At 67.9% G+C, this 16317-nt stretch carries 16 protein-coding genes; 3 read left to right on the top strand and 13 right to left on the bottom strand.

What is annotated here, in order from left to right; all coding sequences use genetic code 11:
• Positions 1-53 precede the first annotated feature (53 nt).
• Together IM689_RS03455 and IM689_RS03450 are read right to left on the bottom strand one after the other, a co-directional pair.
• Positions 54-317, bottom strand: coding sequence for a DUF3017 domain-containing protein (locus tag IM689_RS03455; RefSeq protein ID WP_193642911.1), 264 nt, complete (start codon positions 315-317; stop codon positions 54-56).
• Complete coding sequence (locus IM689_RS03450; RefSeq protein ID WP_193642910.1) at positions 314-1171, bottom strand: bifunctional methylenetetrahydrofolate dehydrogenase/methenyltetrahydrofolate cyclohydrolase; 858 nt, start codon at positions 1169-1171, stop codon at positions 314-316. Before IM689_RS03450 ends, IM689_RS03455 begins: the two co-directional genes overlap by 4 nt.
• Before the next feature lie 101 nt (positions 1172-1272).
• On the opposite strand from IM689_RS03450, the gene IM689_RS03445 reads away from it, so the two are divergent.
• Entirely contained in the window at positions 1273-1974 is a 702-nt protein-coding gene (locus tag IM689_RS03445) for an SGNH/GDSL hydrolase family protein (protein WP_193642909.1), read from the top strand.
• Here IM689_RS03445 and IM689_RS03440 read toward each other — a convergent pair.
• The 3 genes from IM689_RS03440 to purN all read right to left on the bottom strand — a co-directional run bounded on the left by IM689_RS03440 (position 1952) and on the right by purN (position 5291).
• On the bottom strand, positions 1952-2923 hold the full coding sequence (locus IM689_RS03440) for a DMT family transporter (RefSeq protein WP_193642908.1): 972 nt from the start codon (positions 2921-2923) through the stop codon (positions 1952-1954). The two genes, IM689_RS03445 and IM689_RS03440, sit on opposite strands and share 23 nt — an antisense overlap.
• 99 nt (positions 2924-3022) lie before the next feature.
• Positions 3023-4633 carry a bifunctional phosphoribosylaminoimidazolecarboxamide formyltransferase/IMP cyclohydrolase gene (gene purH, locus IM689_RS03435; protein ID WP_193642907.1) on the bottom strand — a complete coding sequence of 537 codons (1611 nt, stop codon included), beginning with the start codon at positions 4631-4633 and terminating at the stop codon, positions 3023-3025.
• Positions 4626-5291, bottom strand: a complete 666-nt coding sequence (purN, locus tag IM689_RS03430; protein ID WP_319803788.1) for a phosphoribosylglycinamide formyltransferase — start codon at positions 5289-5291, stop codon at positions 4626-4628. The genes purH and purN overlap by 8 nt, the downstream gene beginning before the upstream one ends.
• Positions 5292-5701: 410 nt before the next feature.
• Between purN and IM689_RS03425 the strand changes: the two genes are divergently transcribed.
• The gene (locus IM689_RS03425; RefSeq protein ID WP_193642906.1) at positions 5702-6346 is read left to right on the top strand and encodes an endonuclease domain-containing protein; all 645 of its coding nucleotides are present in this window, start codon (positions 5702-5704) and stop codon (positions 6344-6346) included.
• Between the two features lie 68 nt (positions 6347-6414).
• On the opposite strand, the gene IM689_RS03420 is transcribed toward IM689_RS03425, so the two are convergent.
• The 8 genes from IM689_RS03420 to pcrA form a co-directional block, all read right to left on the bottom strand.
• On the bottom strand, positions 6415-6801 hold the full coding sequence (locus tag IM689_RS03420) for a hypothetical protein (RefSeq protein ID WP_129664725.1): 387 nt from the start codon (positions 6799-6801) through the stop codon (positions 6415-6417).
• A gap of 52 nt (positions 6802-6853) precedes the next feature.
• Entirely contained in the window at positions 6854-7987 is a 1134-nt protein-coding gene (locus IM689_RS03415) for a cell division protein PerM (protein ID WP_193642905.1), read from the bottom strand.
• A 404-nt stretch (positions 7988-8391) separates the two neighbouring features.
• Positions 8392-9063, bottom strand: a complete 672-nt coding sequence (locus IM689_RS03410) for a DUF4352 domain-containing protein (protein ID WP_187037668.1) — start codon at positions 9061-9063, stop codon at positions 8392-8394.
• Between the two features lie 78 nt (positions 9064-9141).
• Positions 9142-9831, bottom strand: coding sequence for a DUF4352 domain-containing protein (locus tag IM689_RS03405; RefSeq protein WP_187037666.1), 690 nt, complete (start codon positions 9829-9831; stop codon positions 9142-9144).
• A 217-nt stretch (positions 9832-10048) separates the two neighbouring features.
• Positions 10049-10948: a succinate--CoA ligase subunit alpha gene (gene sucD / locus IM689_RS03400; protein WP_047311806.1), complete on the bottom strand. Its 900-nt coding sequence runs from the start codon at positions 10946-10948 to the stop codon at positions 10049-10051.
• 16 nt (positions 10949-10964) lie between these two features.
• On the bottom strand, positions 10965-12149 hold the full coding sequence (gene sucC / locus IM689_RS03395) for an ADP-forming succinate--CoA ligase subunit beta (RefSeq protein WP_047311805.1): 1185 nt from the start codon (positions 12147-12149) through the stop codon (positions 10965-10967).
• A gap of 101 nt (positions 12150-12250) precedes the next feature.
• Entirely contained in the window at positions 12251-12682 is a 432-nt protein-coding gene (locus tag IM689_RS03390; RefSeq protein ID WP_193642904.1) for a cobalamin B12-binding domain-containing protein, read from the bottom strand.
• Between the two features lie 134 nt (positions 12683-12816).
• A complete protein-coding gene (gene pcrA / locus IM689_RS03385) occupies positions 12817-15453 on the bottom strand; it encodes a DNA helicase PcrA (protein WP_193642903.1) in 2637 nt (878 codons plus the stop codon).
• A gap of 147 nt (positions 15454-15600) precedes the next feature.
• Between pcrA and IM689_RS03380 the strand changes: the two genes are divergently transcribed.
• Complete coding sequence (locus tag IM689_RS03380) at positions 15601-16269, top strand: DedA family protein (protein ID WP_193642902.1); 669 nt, start codon at positions 15601-15603, stop codon at positions 16267-16269.
• The last annotated feature ends 48 nt before the right edge of the window (positions 16270-16317 follow it).

The following is a 16317-nucleotide window of genomic DNA, read 5'->3' as shown; positions in this document are numbered from 1 at the left end:
TCGGCGCCTGACCGTGGAATGCCACGGGTCCGAGAACGATGGCGACCGAGTGTTCACCCCAACTTCACGACACCGAACGCCACGAGAGTGACGACGGCAAGGAGCGCATAACCCGCGATATCGACCGTGCGCGAACGCACCTTGATGTCGAGTACGTAGCGCTCGGGAAGAACGGCACGCATCACGGCGCCCGCGAAGAGACCGAGCGACATCACGACCCCGCCCGGACGAACCTGGCCGGCCATGACGGTGATCAGGCCCGCCACGACGAGACCGACGACGACGAGCCAGGGAATCCCGAGGCGGAAACGGGTCACAGGCCTCGCGCGTCGGCGTCGCGCTCCGCTGCCTCGACGACGTTCATGAGCAGCAGCGCACGCGTCATCGGGCCCACGCCGCCCGGGTTCGGGGAGACGAAACCGGCAACCTCCGCGACGTCCTTCGCGACGTCCCCGGCCACCTTGCCGTCGACGCGCGAGACACCGACATCGAGCACCGCGGCGCCCGGCTTGACCATGTCCTTGGTGATGAGCCCCGGCACACCCGCGGCGGCAACGACGACGTCCGCGTTCTTCGTGTGCTCGGCCAGGTCACGCGTACCGGTGTGGCACAGCGTCGCCGTCGCGTTCTCGCTGCGGCGCGTGAGGATGAGCCCGAGCGGCCGCCCGACCGTCAGGCCACGGCCGACGACGACGACTTCCGCGCCCTTGAGCGGGACGTCGTAACGGCGCAGCAACTCGATGACGCCCATCGGCGTACACGGCAGCGGTCCCTCTTCGCCGAGCACGAGCTTGCCGAGGTTGACCGGGTGCAGACCGTCGACGTCCTTCTCGGGCTTGACGCGCGACAAGAGCGCCACCTCGTCGAGGCCCGTCGGTTGCTGGATGAGGAAGCCCGTGCACTCCGCGCTGTCGTTGAGTTCGTCGATGACGGCCTCGACCTCCTCCTGCGTCGCGCTGGCGGGCAGGTCCTTGCGGATCGAGACGATGCCGATCTCCGCACAGTCCTTGTGCTTCGCCCCGACGTACCAGTGCGAACCCGGGTCGTCACCGACGAGCACCGTGCCGAGGCCCGGCGTCACGCCGCGCTCCTTGAGACGCGCCACGCGCTCACGCAGCTCGTCCTTGATCGTCGCGAGGGTGGCCTTGCCGTCCAGCGTCGTCGCAGTCATGGCCCCAATCCTGCCAGACGCCCCGGGCGCGCGGTCGGCGCTCACACCGGGGTGTGACGGGACGCTCGTGATCGACCTGGGCTCACGCGTACGGTCGTCCTATGACACGAGCGAACGAGCGTGCCGAGCGGCGAGTGGCGTGGCGCGTTCACGCGCTCGTGGCACTCGTCGTCGGGGTGCTCGTCGTGGCGTTGTTCCTCGTCGTCGATCGCCGTTCGTCCGCCCCGGTCGCCGACGCGCCCTCACCCAGCCTGAGCGGACGCCCCGTGGTGGCCTTCGTCGGCGACAGCTACTCCGCCGGCTCGGAGGCGAGCTCACCGGACAAGCGATGGACCACCGTCCTGAGCGCCGAGCGCGGGTGGAACGAGATCAACGTCGCCGTGCCGGGCATGGGCTACGACGTGGGGCGTCCGACACAGCACTACGCTTCCCAGGTCGCACGGGCCGCAGCGTCCAAGCCGGGCACGGTCATCATCTCCGGCGGATGGAACGACGTCGCCCACGGCGTGCCGACCGCGACCATCGTCGAGGGCCTGCGCGAGACGCTCGCGGCGGTGAAGAAGCACGCCCCCGAGGCGCGTGTCGTCGTCATCGCACCGATCGGACCGGCGAGTTCTCCCCCACCCGAGCTCGTACGGCTGCGCGATGCCGCCGCACCCGTGGTGCGCAGTTCGGGTGCGACGTGGCTGGAACTCGACTTCCCGCTCACCGGTCACCCTGAGTGGATCAGCCCTGACGGCCTGCACCCCAACGACGCGGGCTACAAGCGTCTCGCCGAGCTCACGAACGCGCGTCTGAAGTAGCCCGTCGGCCACCGGAGCGTGCCGCCATGGCTGCCGCCGCAGCGGTGACGACCATGCCGACGACGGTGCGCACACCGACACCTTCGCGCGCCACCGGGTCGAGCAGGTCGATGACGAGCGCCGCGACGAGCTGCCCCATGATGCCCATGAGCCCGAGCACGAGCACGCTGATGTGCTCCGTCGCCCACGCCGACAACCCGATGAACGCGATACCCAGCGGCGCACCGAGCCACGCCCACCAGGGAGCGTCGTGCGGCCACTGCCACTGCGTGAAGCCGAGGAGCACGCGCGCACCGGCGAACACCACGAGAGCGATCACGCCGACGAGGAAGTTCTGCAACGTCGTCGCGTACGAACTACCTGCCCGCGCACTGACGCGCCCGTTGAGACCCTGCTGGAACTGCGTCATGACGCCCGCGATGATGACGGCGAGGGCCGGCAGGATCGCGATGCCACCCGGTACGTGCTGCCCGCTCACCGTGATGGCGACCCCCACGACGGCGACCGCTCCCGCGATCGCTCGCACGGGGGTGATCGGCGTGCGTCCCTTGGGCCCGGCGCCGACGTGGTCGGCGAGCAACCCGCCGAGCGCACGACCGCCGACGCTCGCCACGATGAAGACGGCAACACCGAGAAGCCCGACCGCGCTCGTCTGCACCGCGACGAACGCGCCACCCAGGACGCCGCCGAGGCACTCCCACCAGCGCAGACGTCCGGCCCGGATCAACAGGACGAGTCGCGTGGCGCCTTGGCGCAAACTCGGCACCGCGAGCGCCAGCACGAGCAGTGCGAGACCCGAGCCGAAGCTCCACACCGCCGCGACGAGCGGCTCGGACAACGGCTCACCGAGCGTCCCGTTGAAGCGCGCCTGCAACGACAGGCACGCCCCACCGAAGAACGCCGCGGCGAGCGCGAGCGCCTCCGAGGACGCACGTCGTTCACGCGTCATCGCGTCACCCCTATGGACATGGCGTGTTTGGCTGGAGATGGCGCCGACGTCGCGATGATCCCCCACCAAACACGCCATCCGGCACTCGCCGGGCCGCGATCAGTGGGCGAAATGACGCGTACCGGTGAAGTACAGGGTGACGCCGGCCTTCTGCGCAGCCTCGATGACCTCGGCGTCACGGATCGAACCACCGGGCGCGACGACGGCCTTGACGCCGGCGTCGAGCAGGATCTGCAGGCCGTCGGCGAAGGGGAAGAACGCGTCCGACGACGCCACCGAACCACGGGCCCGCTCGGCGCCCGCACGCGTCACGGCGAGGTTGCACGAGTCGACGCGGTTGACCTGGCCCATGCCGATACCGACCGACGCACCGTCCTTGGCGAGCAGAATCGCGTTCGACTTCACGGCGCGCACCGCACGCCACGCGAACGCGAGGTCACGCATCGTGGCCTCGTCCGCGGCCCCGCCGGCGACGAGCTGCCAGCGCTCGGGGTCGTCACCCGTGGTGCGACCGTCCTTGTCCTCGCCCTCTGCGTCGATCATGTCGCGCTCCTGCACGAGCAGACCGCCGCTGATCGGACGCATGTCGAAACCACCCGCAGTGGGCGCGGGCACGGTGACGAGGCGCAGGTTCTTCTTCGCCGTGAGCACCTCGAGAGCGTCGTCGTCGAACGCCGGCGCGACGACGACCTCGGTGAAGATGTCCTTCACCGTGTCCGCCATCGCCTTCGTCACGGGACGGTTCGTGGCGATGATGCCGCCGAACGCGCTCGTCGAGTCGCACTCGTGGGCGCGCTGGTGCACGGCGGCGATGTCCTCGCCCGGAGCGCCGACGGCGATGCCGCACGGGTTGGCGTGCTTGATGATGGCGACCGTCGGCACGTCACCGTGGTCGTACGCGGCGCGGTAGGCGGCGTCGGCGTCGACGTAGTTGTTGTACGACATCTCCTTGCCGTGCAGCTGCTCGCCCTGGGCGAGGCCGCTCGCGTCGGCCGACGTGTAGAGGGCCGCCGCCTGGTGCGGGTTCTCGCCGTAGCGCAGACTCGCGGCCTTGGTGTACGTCGAACCCGTCCAGTCGGGGAAGGTGTCGCCGGTGGTGGCGTCGTTCGAGCCGACGAGGTTCGCCCCCATCCAGGTGGCGACTGCGACGTCGTAGGACGCGGTGTGGACGAAGGCGTCACGCGCCAGCGCGGTGCGCTGCTGCAGTGTGAAGCCGCCGCCGCGCACGGCGTCGATCACGTCGGCGTACGACGTCGGGTCGGTGACGATGGCCACCGTCGGGTGATTCTTCGCGGCCGCGCGCACCATCGTCGGGCCGCCGATGTCGATCTGCTCGACGCACTCGTCGATGCTCGCGCCCGAGGCGACCGTCTCACTGAACGGGTAGAGGTTCACGACGACGAGGTCGAACTGCTCGACACCGAGGTCCTCGAGCTGCTTCATGTGATCGCTCTTGCGCGAGTCGGCAAGGATGCCGGCGTGCACCTTCGGGTGCAGCGTCTTGACGCGACCCTCGAGGCACTCGGGGAAGCCCGTGAGCTCTTCGACCGCCGTGACGGGGATGCCGAGACCCGCGATGAGCTTGCTCGAACCGCCCGTCGAGACGATCTCCACCCCGGCCTCGTGCAGGCCGCGGGCGAGCTCCTCGAGCCCCTGCTTGTCGTACACCGAGACGAGAGCCCGCCGAATAGGGCGCATGCCGTCACTCATTGATCGAAACCGTCCTGCCGTTGATGGACCAACCTCGTGCCAACCCGCGGACCACGTCCACGAGCATGGTGCGCTCCTCGACCTTGATGCGTTCGTGGAGCGATTCCTCGTCATCGTCGGCGCGTACGTCGACGACGCGCTGATCGATGATGGGGCCTGTGTCGACACCGGCGTCGACGACGTGGCACGTCGTACCGGTGACCTTGACGCCGTGCGCGAGCGCGTCCCGGACGCCGTGCGCTCCGGGGAAACTCGGCAGCAGCGCCGGGTGGGTGTTGATGACGGTGTGGCGCGAGAGAGTCTGCGCGCCGAGGATCTTCATGAACCCGGCCGAGACGACGAGCTGACGAGCCGCGACGTCACCGCCGGTGAGCGCGGCGAGGTCGAGGTCGTCGTCGGCATCGCTGAACGCGCGCTCGATGGCGTCGGCGAGCGCCGCGTCCCACTGGCTGCGCTCGGGGAAGTGCCGCGTCTCGACGGTGAAGGTGGGGATGCCGGCGAGGGTGGCGCGCTCGAGGCCGGTGCACTCCCGATCGGCGCCGACCGCGACGATCTCGTACACGGTGCCGTGGGCGTCGTCGTCGATGAGAGCCTGCAGCAGCGAGCCGCTTCCGGAGACGAGAACGACGACCTGCAGGGGCTTCGACTGCTCGCTCACGCCCCCACCCTATCCCCCGATGTTGAGCGGTCGCAGCGGCATCTGTACCCGGATACCTAGGCAACATCGGTGAGGTTTTCCACAGGCCCACATTCATCGGGAGCATCCTCACCCCCGGCACGCAGGCTGGAAGCATGACTCCCCGTTGGAAGCAGACCCATGAGCGAGCCGTGGCGCTGGCAGAGTCGAGCTACGGCGTTGTGAACCGCGCGCGTCTTAGGCAAATCGGCGTGACACGGGAGGACGTACGCACACATGTCCGCGCCGGACGTTGGATGCAGTTGGGCAACAACACCTTTCGCCCGCCGACAAACGCTTGGTGCCCTGAACGCTCTCTCATCGCTGTCGCCGTCTTCGAAACTCAGGGGCCGGCCTGGGCCGAGGCCTCGAGTGCCCTGATTCTCCACGGTTTGCGAGGCTGGAGCGCGCAGCAGATCGTCGTGGCGCTGCCTCACTACGGTCAGCGCACGTCCTTCCCGCCCGGCACGCGCGGGATGTTCCTGTTCCGGCCACCCCGGCTGTCGCAGACACCGATTCCCCACTCTCATCCCGCATGGGCGTCGTTGCGCGCCGCCGCCATCGCGCGAACGGATCGGGAGGCTGCGACGGTGCTCGCCATGACGGTGCAGCAGCGACTCGCCCGAGCAGACGACTACTGGCAGGCCCTCGAACGCCTCCCCAAACTGCACCGCCGCAAACTGATTCGCGAACTTCTCGGGGACATCACCACCGGGTCCGAGTCGATTGGTGAGATCGATTTCGTTCAGCTGTGCCGCAGACGCGGTCTACCGGTGCCGGATCGTCAGGTTCGACGACGTCACCCGAACGGCTCGTACTACCTCGACGTGCGCTGGGAGGCTGCGAAGCTCACCGTCGAGATTGACGGCATGCACCACTTCATGGGCGACAACCCGACTCAGGACGCCCTGCGTCAGAACTACCTCACCCTGGGCGGTGACGCCGTGCTGCGCATTCCCGTGGTGGCGCTGCGCACCGATCCGGATCCGTTCTTCGCGCAGATCGAACATCGGCTGCGCCTCGCGGGGCTCCTGTGACGCCGATGTTTCCTGGGTATCGCGGGACCGGTGCCGCGGCGCCCGCTCAACATCGGGGGTGGGGGTGGTCAGTCGAGGAAGAAGCGCTGGACGGTGCCCGGGTGCTGGTCGTGCTGGTTCTCGCAAGCCTCGCGCGCCTGGTTGGTGTTCGCACCCCAGAGGCACTTCTGATAATCCATCGTGCGCTCGTACTGAACGAGCGGGGCAACGACCATGGCGATGAGCAGGGCCGTGAGACCGAGCCCGATCATGTTGGGCGCAACGGCCTTGTTCTGGCCGGACTTCTTGAGGTCCTGGATGAAGCGCACCCCGTAGTAGAACGACGCGACGAGCGGGATCACCGCAAGCGCCATGCCGGGCATGGGCAGCCACGACAGGGCGAAGCCGAGGATGAGGTAGCGCAGCGACAGCATGCTGTTGCGCGCACCGACGGGCGCCTTCGGAGTGTCGTTCACGTCTCTCCCAACGAGCGAGGGCCTGGGATTACTCCCGACCTCAGCGGGTTTTTCAGTGGGTGTGGTTCAGCATCCAGTGCCGCACGCCGGCCACCGCGACGGCCGACGGCACGAAAAGGACGGGCAGCAGCACCCATGCGTTCCACCCGGGGCCGACGTAGTCGAGGAGCCCGGTCGAGACACGGGCCGTTGCGAACCACCACACGAGCCACATGACGAGCGTGGCGAGCGCAGCGGCGCACAGAGCCACCGTGCATTTCGCGCGAAGGCTCGACAGCCGTGTCAGCGCGCCGACGGCGTCCCAGCCGATCCAGCCGCCCACTGCGATCGGAACGAGGAGGAAGATCCACGTCCAGGGCCCGACCCCGTCCGGCAGCGCGCCGAGCACCGGAATCATCGGCAGAGTGCCGGGCGTCATCGCGCCGTGCCCGATCGAGACAGCACCGACGTGCACCGACGAGCCGGTGAACCATCCGGCGCCGAGGGCCATGACGTTGGGCAGAGCCAGAAGCTGCGCCGCGACGAGGAGGATGCCTCCGACGAGACCGGGGTTCAGCTGTTGGTGGACGGTCCAGACGCGTCCGCCGTGCCAGGCGACGAGCGCGACGACGAGAACGAGCGAGGCGAGGGCAAGCCAGCGCAGGCCGCGTAGCCCGGACCGGATCGAACGCTGCAGCAACAGCGGTGTGGCGTCGAGGACGAGATCGTCGAGAGCCTTCAGCTCAGGTGAGTGCTCCCGCTCGTGCCAGGCCGTCCATGCCACGCCGGCAGCCGCGACGACGAACGGTCCGAGCAGGAGGGACCACCAGCTGATGTGGCTCGCACCCAACGAGGCAACGACGGCGAGCACCTGAGCCGCAGCGACGTAACCGCCGATGAACGCGAGCAGGATGAGGCGCAGGTCGCGCGCGTGCAGGCGCTCGTCGGGGAACGCCGCGCGAGCGCCGAAGCGAGCTGCCAGAACGCAGAGAAAGGTGAGGACAAGGGGGCTGAAGACGACGCTCGTGCCGTCGACGTTGACGTGTCCGCGGTGCGCGAGGGCCCACAGGTCGATCGTCACGCCGAGCGTGTCGTTCCACGACGAGCTCGACTGCGAGTCGATCGTCCACGCTGCGAAGACCGGCACCATGAGCGCGATGACGACACCGACGGCCGACAGCGCTCCGTAGCCGAACGCGAGGGGCACGTGCGGGCGTCCCTCGGGCCGGGCGCCCTTGCCGCTCGTCGGCCGTCCGGGGCCGGGCCGCTGGGAAACGCGAGGGTTCTGCGCGTCACGAGGGGGTTTCGCACCGCGGTTCGACGCGTTGCGTCCTCGGTCGAGTTCCGGACGCGGCGCTCCCCTGCCGGCCTGGCTGCTCTGCGCTGCACGCTGCGGACGCGCACCGGACCCACCTCGGCCGTCACTCGGACGCGGGGGTCGCGGACGGTTCGAGGAGGGACGTTCGGCGGGATCGGGGCGTCGTGAAGTCATCTCGCCCGTCATCCTCTCAGGCCCGCCTGGGAGCCTCACGCTGCCACGCCGTGGACACACGCGAGCGGGCCGGCGAGACACTCTCACCGGCCCGCTCGGGGCAAGACACCGCTCGGGCGTCAGTTGGCCTGGATACGCACCGGACGGTCGTCGCCGTAGCTGCAGTCGACGTCGATCGTCTTGATCTTCTGGCCGGGCGAGACTTCGTACACGAGGTCACCGGTCGTGGTGTCACCCTTGTAGAGCGAGCCGTAGCCGAGACGCGAACCGTAGTCGACGTACTTGTCGCTCGGGCTCGTGTTGTCGCTCAGGCGCACCTTTACGCAGCTGCTGCTGAAGCGCAGCTCGTCGTCGTCGAGGTTGGTTGCCGAGATGTTGATGGCCACCCAGCGCTTGCCCGCCGCGGGCTTCTGGTAGTCGCTGGAGGACTTCACGTCGTCCGTGACCTTGCTGACCTTGATCGACATCTTGTCGGTCTTGACCTCCTGGCCGACCTTGCCGACCTTGGGGCCCGACGAGTCGTCGCCGCCGGAGTCGTCGTTCGACTCCGAGGAGCTCGGGCTCGACGACGAGCTGCTGGGCTCCTCACTCGGGGACGAGGACTCCGACGATTCGGGCGATTCCGAGCTGCTCGGGCTGTCCTCGCTCGGGGCCGCCTCGCTCGAGGAGCTGGACGAGGAACTCGAGCTGGTACCACTGGAACCTTCGACCTGCGTGCAGGCGCTCATGCCGAGAGCCATCGTGCCTGCGATTGCGGCGACGCTCAGCTTGCGCGTCATCAACTTGGTCATGTGCTCTTCTCCCTGTTCTGAGTGAATTTCGGACTCGCGCCCGAACGGTGCTGTCGAAAAATTGAGGATGGTGTGCGCTTACTTGCTCACATCGATGCGGATGGCGCGCTGGTCGCCTTGCAGCGAACTGAGCGAGCACTTGACGTCGACCTGCTTGAGCTTCTGACCGGTCGGCACCTCGAACGTGATGTCACCGACGGCGGTGTCGCCCTTCTGCAGAGCACTCGAGTTGAACTTGGTGCCGTAGTCGGAGAAGAGCGAGTCGTCAGCCGTCTGGTTCTGATCGGTCTTCGCGTCGACGCAGAACAAGGTCGAGAAGTTGAGCGGCTTCGACGACGTGTTCGTCACGCTCATGTTGACGGCCACCCAGCGCTTGCCCGCGTCGGGCTTCATGAAGCTGTCGGAGGAGACGGGAACCGGGTCGACGACCTTGCTGATCTTGACCGTCATGTCGCCCGTCTTGGCTTCCTCGCCGACCTTCGCCCGCACGAGGCCCGACTGCCCCTCGGAACCCGAACCGGGGTCTTCGGAACTCGACTCGCTCGACGAGCTGGACTCGCTCGGCTCGCTCTGCGAACTCGATTCGGGAGCGGACGAGCTCGCCTGTGCCTGCTCGCTCGAGGATTCACTCGACTGCGGCGCTGCCTCGCTCGAGGACGATGACGAGTTGGACGATGCGCCCGACCCGCCTTCGACGCTGGTGCAAGCCGAAGCGGACAGCACCACCGCGGCAGCGGCCGCGAGCATTGCGGAACGTGAGACCTTCATGACTTCTCCTCCCCCGCCCGGGCGCCATCGCTCGGGATCTCAGGACAAAACTAACTGCACCTGAGACGCGAAGAAGGCTCGTTCGGTTCCGCCGGTGATCAATGTTCTCAATTCGTGTCCGAGCAGCCGGAATGTGGACGTTTTTCGCGCTAGGACACGACAACGCCCGGCCGCCGTCCCCTGCGGGACGACGGCCGGGCGTCGGTGATTCAGTGCGTCACTTGGAGAGGTTGTTCATGATCTCCGTCATGAGAGCAGCCGTCTCGGACGGCGTCTTGCCGACCTTGACGCCGGCGGCCTCGAGGGCCTCCTTCTTGGCGGACGCGGTACCCGACGAGCCGGACACGATGGCACCGGCGTGGCCCATCGTCTTGCCCTCGGGGGCCGTGAAGCCCGCGACGTAACCGACGACCGGCTTCGTCACGTTCTCCTTGATGTAGGCCGCGGCACGCTCCTCGGCGTCGCCACCGATCTCACCGATCATGACGATGGCGTCGGTGTCGGGGTCGTTCTGGAACGCCTCGAGCGCGTCGATGTGCGTGGTGCCGATGACCGGGTCACCGCCGATGCCGATGGCCGTCGAGAAGCCGAAGTCACGCAGTTCGTACATCATCTGGTACGTCAGCGTGCCCGACTTCGAGACGAGGCCGATGCGGCCCGGGCCGGCGATGTTCGCCGGGATGATGCCGGCGTTCGACTGTCCGGGGCTGATGATGCCGGGGCAGTTCGGGCCGAGCAGGCGCGTCTTCGTGCCCTTGCTCAGGTTGTAGAACTCGGCCGAGTCCTTCACCGGGATGCCCTCGGTGATGACGACGGCGAGCGGCATCTCGGCCTCGATGGCCTCGACCGCGGCGCTCTTGGCGAACGCCGGCGGAACGAAGATCACGGAGACGTTGGCGCCGGTCTCGGCCATGGCGTCCTTGACGGAGCCGAAGACGGGCACGGACTTCGACTCACCGTTCACGTCGAAGTCGACCGTCTGGCCGGCCTTCTTCGGGTTGACACCGCCGACGATGTTGGTGCCGGAGGCGAGCATGCGCGTGGTGTGCTTCATGCCCTCCGAGCCGGTCATGCCCTGGACGATGACCTTGGAGTCAGCGTTGAGAAAAATCGACATGGGAGTCTGATCCCTTTCAGTTGGCCGCGGCCAGCTCGGCAGCCTTGCGGGCTGCGCCGTCCATGGTGTCCACGACCGTCACGAGCGGGTGGTTGAAGTCGGCGAGGATCTTGCGGCCCTCTTCGACGTTGTTTCCGTCGAGACGCACGACGAGCGGCTTCGTGGCCGAGTCGCCGAGCTTCTTGAGGGCGCCCACGATGCCGTCGGCGACAGCGTCACACGCGGTGATGCCGCCGAAGACGTTGACGAAGACGCTCTTGACCTGGTCGTCACCGAGGATGACGTCGAGACCGTTGGCCATGACCTCGGCCGAGGCACCGCCACCGATGTCGAGGAAGTTGGCCGGCTTCGCCTTGCCACCGGTGAAGTCCTCACCGGCGTATGCGACGACGTCGAGCGTGCTCATGACGAGGCCCGCGCCGTTACCGATGATGCCGACGTTGCCGTCGAGCTTGACGTAGTTGAGGTCGAGTGCCTTGGCCTTGGCCTCCAGCGGGTCGGCCGCGGCCTTGTCCTCGAGCTCCTCGTGACCGGGCTGACGGAAGTCGGCGTTCGCGTCGAGCGACACCTTGCCGTCGAGGGCGACGATGTCGCCGTCCTCGGTCTTCACGAGCGGGTTGACCTCGACGAGGGTTGCGTCCTCGTCGCGGTAGACCTCCCACAGCTTCTGCAGCACGGGGACGATCTTGGCGCCGGTCTCGGCGTCGAACTTCGCGGCCTCGACGATCTCCTTGGCCTTGGCCTCGTCGATGCCGACGTTGGGGTCGACCTCGATGCGTGCCAGAGCCTCGGGACGCTCCACGGCGAGCTGCTCGATCTCCATGCCGCCCTCCTTGGAGCACATGGCGAGGTAGCTGCGGTTGGCTCGGTCGAGCAGGATCGAGAAGTAGTACTCCTCGGCGATCTTGGCGCCCTGGGCGATCATCACGGTGCCGACCGTGTGGCCCTTGATGTCCATGCCGAGAATCGCACTGGCGTGCTGCTCGGCCTCGTCAGCGCTCTTGGCGACCTTGACGCCGCCGGCCTTGCCTCGGCCACCGGTCTTGACCTGGGCCTTGACGACGGTGACGCCGCCCGACTTCGCACCGATCTGCTCGGCGGCTGCCTTGGCTTCTTCCGGGGTGGTGGCCGTCTGGCCTGCCAGCACCGGAACGCCGTGCGCCTCGAACATGTCGCGCGCCTGGTACTCGAAGAGATCCACGCGAATCCATCCTCATCGTTGAACTGGAGTGTTCCGTCTGTGACTTTAACGCGCTTTCGAAGCGGGCAGTAACCGGGGGCTTCCCAGCGTCGCGACGCAGGTCAGGCTGTGGCTGCGGGCTGACCGACGTTGGCCCGCACCCAGTCGACGACCGTGGTCGTCGGGGCACCCGGAGTGAAGATCTGCGCGACACCCATCTCCTTGAGCGGCGGGATGTCCTCCTCCGGGATGATGCCGCCACCGAAGACAACGATGTCGTCCACGCCCTGCTCCTTGAGCAACTCGGTGACCTTGCGGAACTGCGTCATGTGAGCGCCGGAGAGAACGGACATGCCGATGGCGTCGGCGTCCTCCTGCACGGCGGCGGTGACGATCTGCTCGGGCGTCTGGTGCAGGCCCGTGTAGATGACCTCCATGCCCGCGTCACGCAGGGCACGGGCAATGACCTTGGCGCCACGGTCGTGGCCGTCGAGGCCCGGCTTGGCGACGACGATGCGCAACCGCTCGGTGACACCTTGCGTGTTCTCGGACATGGTGGGCTCCCTTCGCTCGTTACCCGAACTGTAACGCGCACCACACGGCAAAATTCAGTTAAGCGTCGTTAACCGAGATTTCGATCGTGTTGCGCTCGCCATCTGTTCGGGCCCGCACGGGGGCTCCGGCCGGCTCAGAGCTTCGTCACCGGCGCGTAGCGCAGCAGGAGGCGCTTGGGCGGGCCATCGCCGAAGTCGATGTGGGCCATGGCGCGATCACCCTGGCCCTCGACACGGATGACCGTGCCGAGGCCGAAGCTGTCGTGCGTCACCTTGTCGCCGGCATCGAGGTTCGGGATGGCGCGGTTGCCACGGCCCACGGCCGAGTTCTTGTTCGCCGAGAACGAGCCCGCGCGACCGCCACTCGACAGGCGCGCGACGGGAGCGGTGCCGCGGCCGATGACGGGGCCGTCATCGTCGTCACGCCGAGAGAACCCGCCCGAGCGTGAGCCCCCGCCGTAGCCGCGCGGACCCGTGGCGAACGTCGTGCCCTCGCGCTCCCAGTGCAGCAGGTCGTCGGGGATCTCGCCGAGGAAGCGCGACGGGGGGTTGTACTGCGGCGCACCCCAGGCCGAACGCACCGCAGCACGCGAAAGGTAGAGCCGCTGCCGAGCGCGCGTCAGACCGACGTAGGCGAGGCGCCGCTCCTCCTCGAGCTCCTTGGTGTCGCCCAGCGCGCGCATGTGCGGGAACGTGCCGTCCTCCATGCCGGTGAGGAAGACGACGGGGAACTCGAGGCCCTTGGCGGTGTGCAGCGTCATGAGCGTGACGACGCCCTGGTCCTCACCGTCCTCCGGAATCTCGTCGGTGTCGGCGACGAGCGAGACCTGCTCGAGGAAGTCCTCGAGCGTGGCCCCCGGGTAGTTGTCGTCGAACTCGTTCGCGACGGCGACGAGTTCGGCGAGGTTCTCGATGCGCGTCTCGTCCTGCGGATCGCGGCTCTCGCGCAGCTCTTTGAGGTAGCCGGTGCGTTCGAGGATCGCCTCGATGAGCGGGCCGACCCCGCTGCCGCTCTCGCGCACGACCCGCAGGCCCTCGAGCAACTCGGTGAACCCGCGGATCGCGCTCACGCTTCGCGTGGCGATGCCCGGCGCGTCGTCCGGGCGGGCGAGCGCCTGGATGTACGTGATGCGCTCCCTTTCGGCGAGCGCCCCGATGCTCGCCTGCGCGCGGTCACCGATGCCGCGCTTGGGGGTGTTGACGATGCGACGCAGGTTGACCGTGTCGGCCGGGTTGGAGATGACGCGCAGGTAGGCGAGCGCGTCCTTGATCTCCTTGCGCTCGTAGAAGCGCGTGCCGCCGACGACCTTGTACGGCAGTCCCACGCGCACGAACACCTCTTCGAGCGCGCGTGACTGAGCGTTCGTGCGGTAGAAGACGGCCACGTCCTTGGGCTTGACGCCGCGGCTGTCCCCCAACGAGTCGATGGTGCGCGCGACGAAGGCCGCCTCGTCGTGCTCGCTGTCGGCGACGTAGCCGACAACCTTCTCCCCCGCGCCCTGATCGGACCACAGGTTCTTCTTGCGACGCTCCGGGTTGCGCTCGATGACGGCGTTCGCCGCACCGAGGATGTTCTGCGTCGAGCGGTAGTTCTGCTCAAGCAGGATCGTCGTGGCGTTCGGGTAGTCCTCCTCGAACTCGACGATGTTGCGGATCGTCGCGCCGCGGAACGCATAGATCGACTGGTCGGCGTCGCCGACGACGCACAGGTCGGCCATCGGCACGCCCTCAGCCGCGCGCGAGTCGCCCTCGGCGTCGACGGATTCGATGCCGCCCGACGCCTTCTCACCACCGGCGAGTTCACGCACGAGCACGTACTGCGCGTGGTTCGTGTCCTGGTACTCGTCGACGAGGATGTGGCGGAAGCGGCGCCGGTAGTACTCGGCCACCTGCGGGAACGCCTGCAGGATCGTCACCGTCGTCATGATGATGTCGTCGAAGTCGAGCGCGTTCGCGGCCGTGAGGCGCTGCTGGTAGAGCCGGTAGGCGTCGGCGACCTTGCGTTCCTGGTCGGTCTCGGCGCGACGCGCGGCCTCCTCGGCGTCGATGAGCTCGTTCTTGAGGTTGCTCACCTGGAAGCTGAAGGACTTGGGCGGGTAACGCTTCGGGTCGAGGTCGAGATCGCGGGTGACCATCGCCATGAGGCGCTGGCTGTCGGCGGCGTCGTAGATGGAGAACGTCGACTTGAGGCCCACGTGCTTGGCCTCGCGGCGCAGGATGCGCACGCACGCCGAGTGGAACGTGCTCACCCACATGGCGTTCGCGGCGCGCCCGACGAGCTGCTCGACGCGTTCACGCATCTCGGCCGCGGCCTTGTTCGTGAAGGTGATGGCGAGGATCTGCCCGGGCTGGGCTCCTCGTTCGGCCATGAGGTAGGCGATGCGGTGGGTGAGCACCCGCGTCTTGCCCGAACCGGCACCGGCCACGATGAGCAGCGGCGAACCGAAGTGCTTGACGGCCTGCGCCTGCTGCGGGTTCATGCCCTCGAGCAGGCTCGCGGGGTTCGCGCGGAAATCGGGCCCGGCTGAGGTGTCGGGGCGCCCCCAGTGCGAACCGCGCCCGAGCATCGGTGCGTCGGACTCGTCCGGAGGAACGTCGCCGTCGCCGTCGGCCGGGGGCTCTTCGAGGGCCCACAGCGGCACTCCTGAATCGTCGACCACAGAGGTCTGCGCGCCCTTCGGCGTGCGTTCCGCGCGGTTCGCTCGGCGCGCGTCGCCGTTGCTTCCGGCGTCGAAACCGGGCAGGGGAAGGTCGTCGAAAAGCCCACTCATGATGGTGCCCAGTCTAGGAGTGAGCACCGACAACGTCGGCCCTCCCCGCAAGAGGCCGTGCGGGGGCTGCACGCAAGGTGGGCGACGACACGTCTCATCGGCGTCATGACGGTCAAAACTGCCGAAAAAGGCGCCTACCCTGGAGGGGTGGATTTCAATGCCCTCCTCGATGCGGTACCGGCTCAGGCCGTCTATGCCCTGACCGGCCTCATCATTCTCGTGGAGAGCATCGGCATCCCCCTGCCCGGCGAGATCATGCTCGTCACTGCGTCCCTTCTCGCGTCGGGGCCGGAGCCGCGCATCAGCATTCACGGCGTGGCCGCCGCCGCCATCGTCGGCGCTGCGGTGGGTGACTCGATCGGCTACTTCGTGGGCCGCCACTTCGGCGATCGCCTGTTCGGCTGGCTCGGCGAACGCTTCCCGCACCACGTCAACGACGAGACGATCGGCTACGCCAAGCACGCGTTCCACCGCCACGGCGTGTGGGCCGTGTTCTTCGGCCGCTTCGTGGCACTGCTCCGCATCTTCGCGGGCCCGCTCGCGGGGTCCCTGCGCATGAGCTACCCGCGCTTCCTCCTGGCCAACGTCACGGGCGCTTTCGCGTGGGCCGGCGGTCTGGCCTACGGGGTTCACTTCCTCGGCAAGGTCGCGGAGAAATGGATGCACAACTTCTCGTTCGTCGGCCTCATCGTGGCCCTCGCGTTCGGCGTCTTCGTCTCCACCGTGATGCGCAAGCGCATCAGCGCCAACGTCACCGCCTACGCCGAGGCCAAGCGGGCCGCCGGCGAAGAGATCAACCCGACGACCGTCGCCTGACGCTCGGATAGCGAGCGCACGGCGAACAGCCCCGCCGCACAAGCGATG

Source organism: Dermacoccus barathri, from assembly GCF_015070805.1.
Taxonomy (GTDB): Bacteria; Actinomycetota; Actinomycetes; order Actinomycetales; family Dermatophilaceae; genus Dermacoccus; species Dermacoccus abyssi.
Note: the sequence above shows the minus strand (reverse complement) of the source record. Positions and strands in the feature narration are given on the sequence as shown.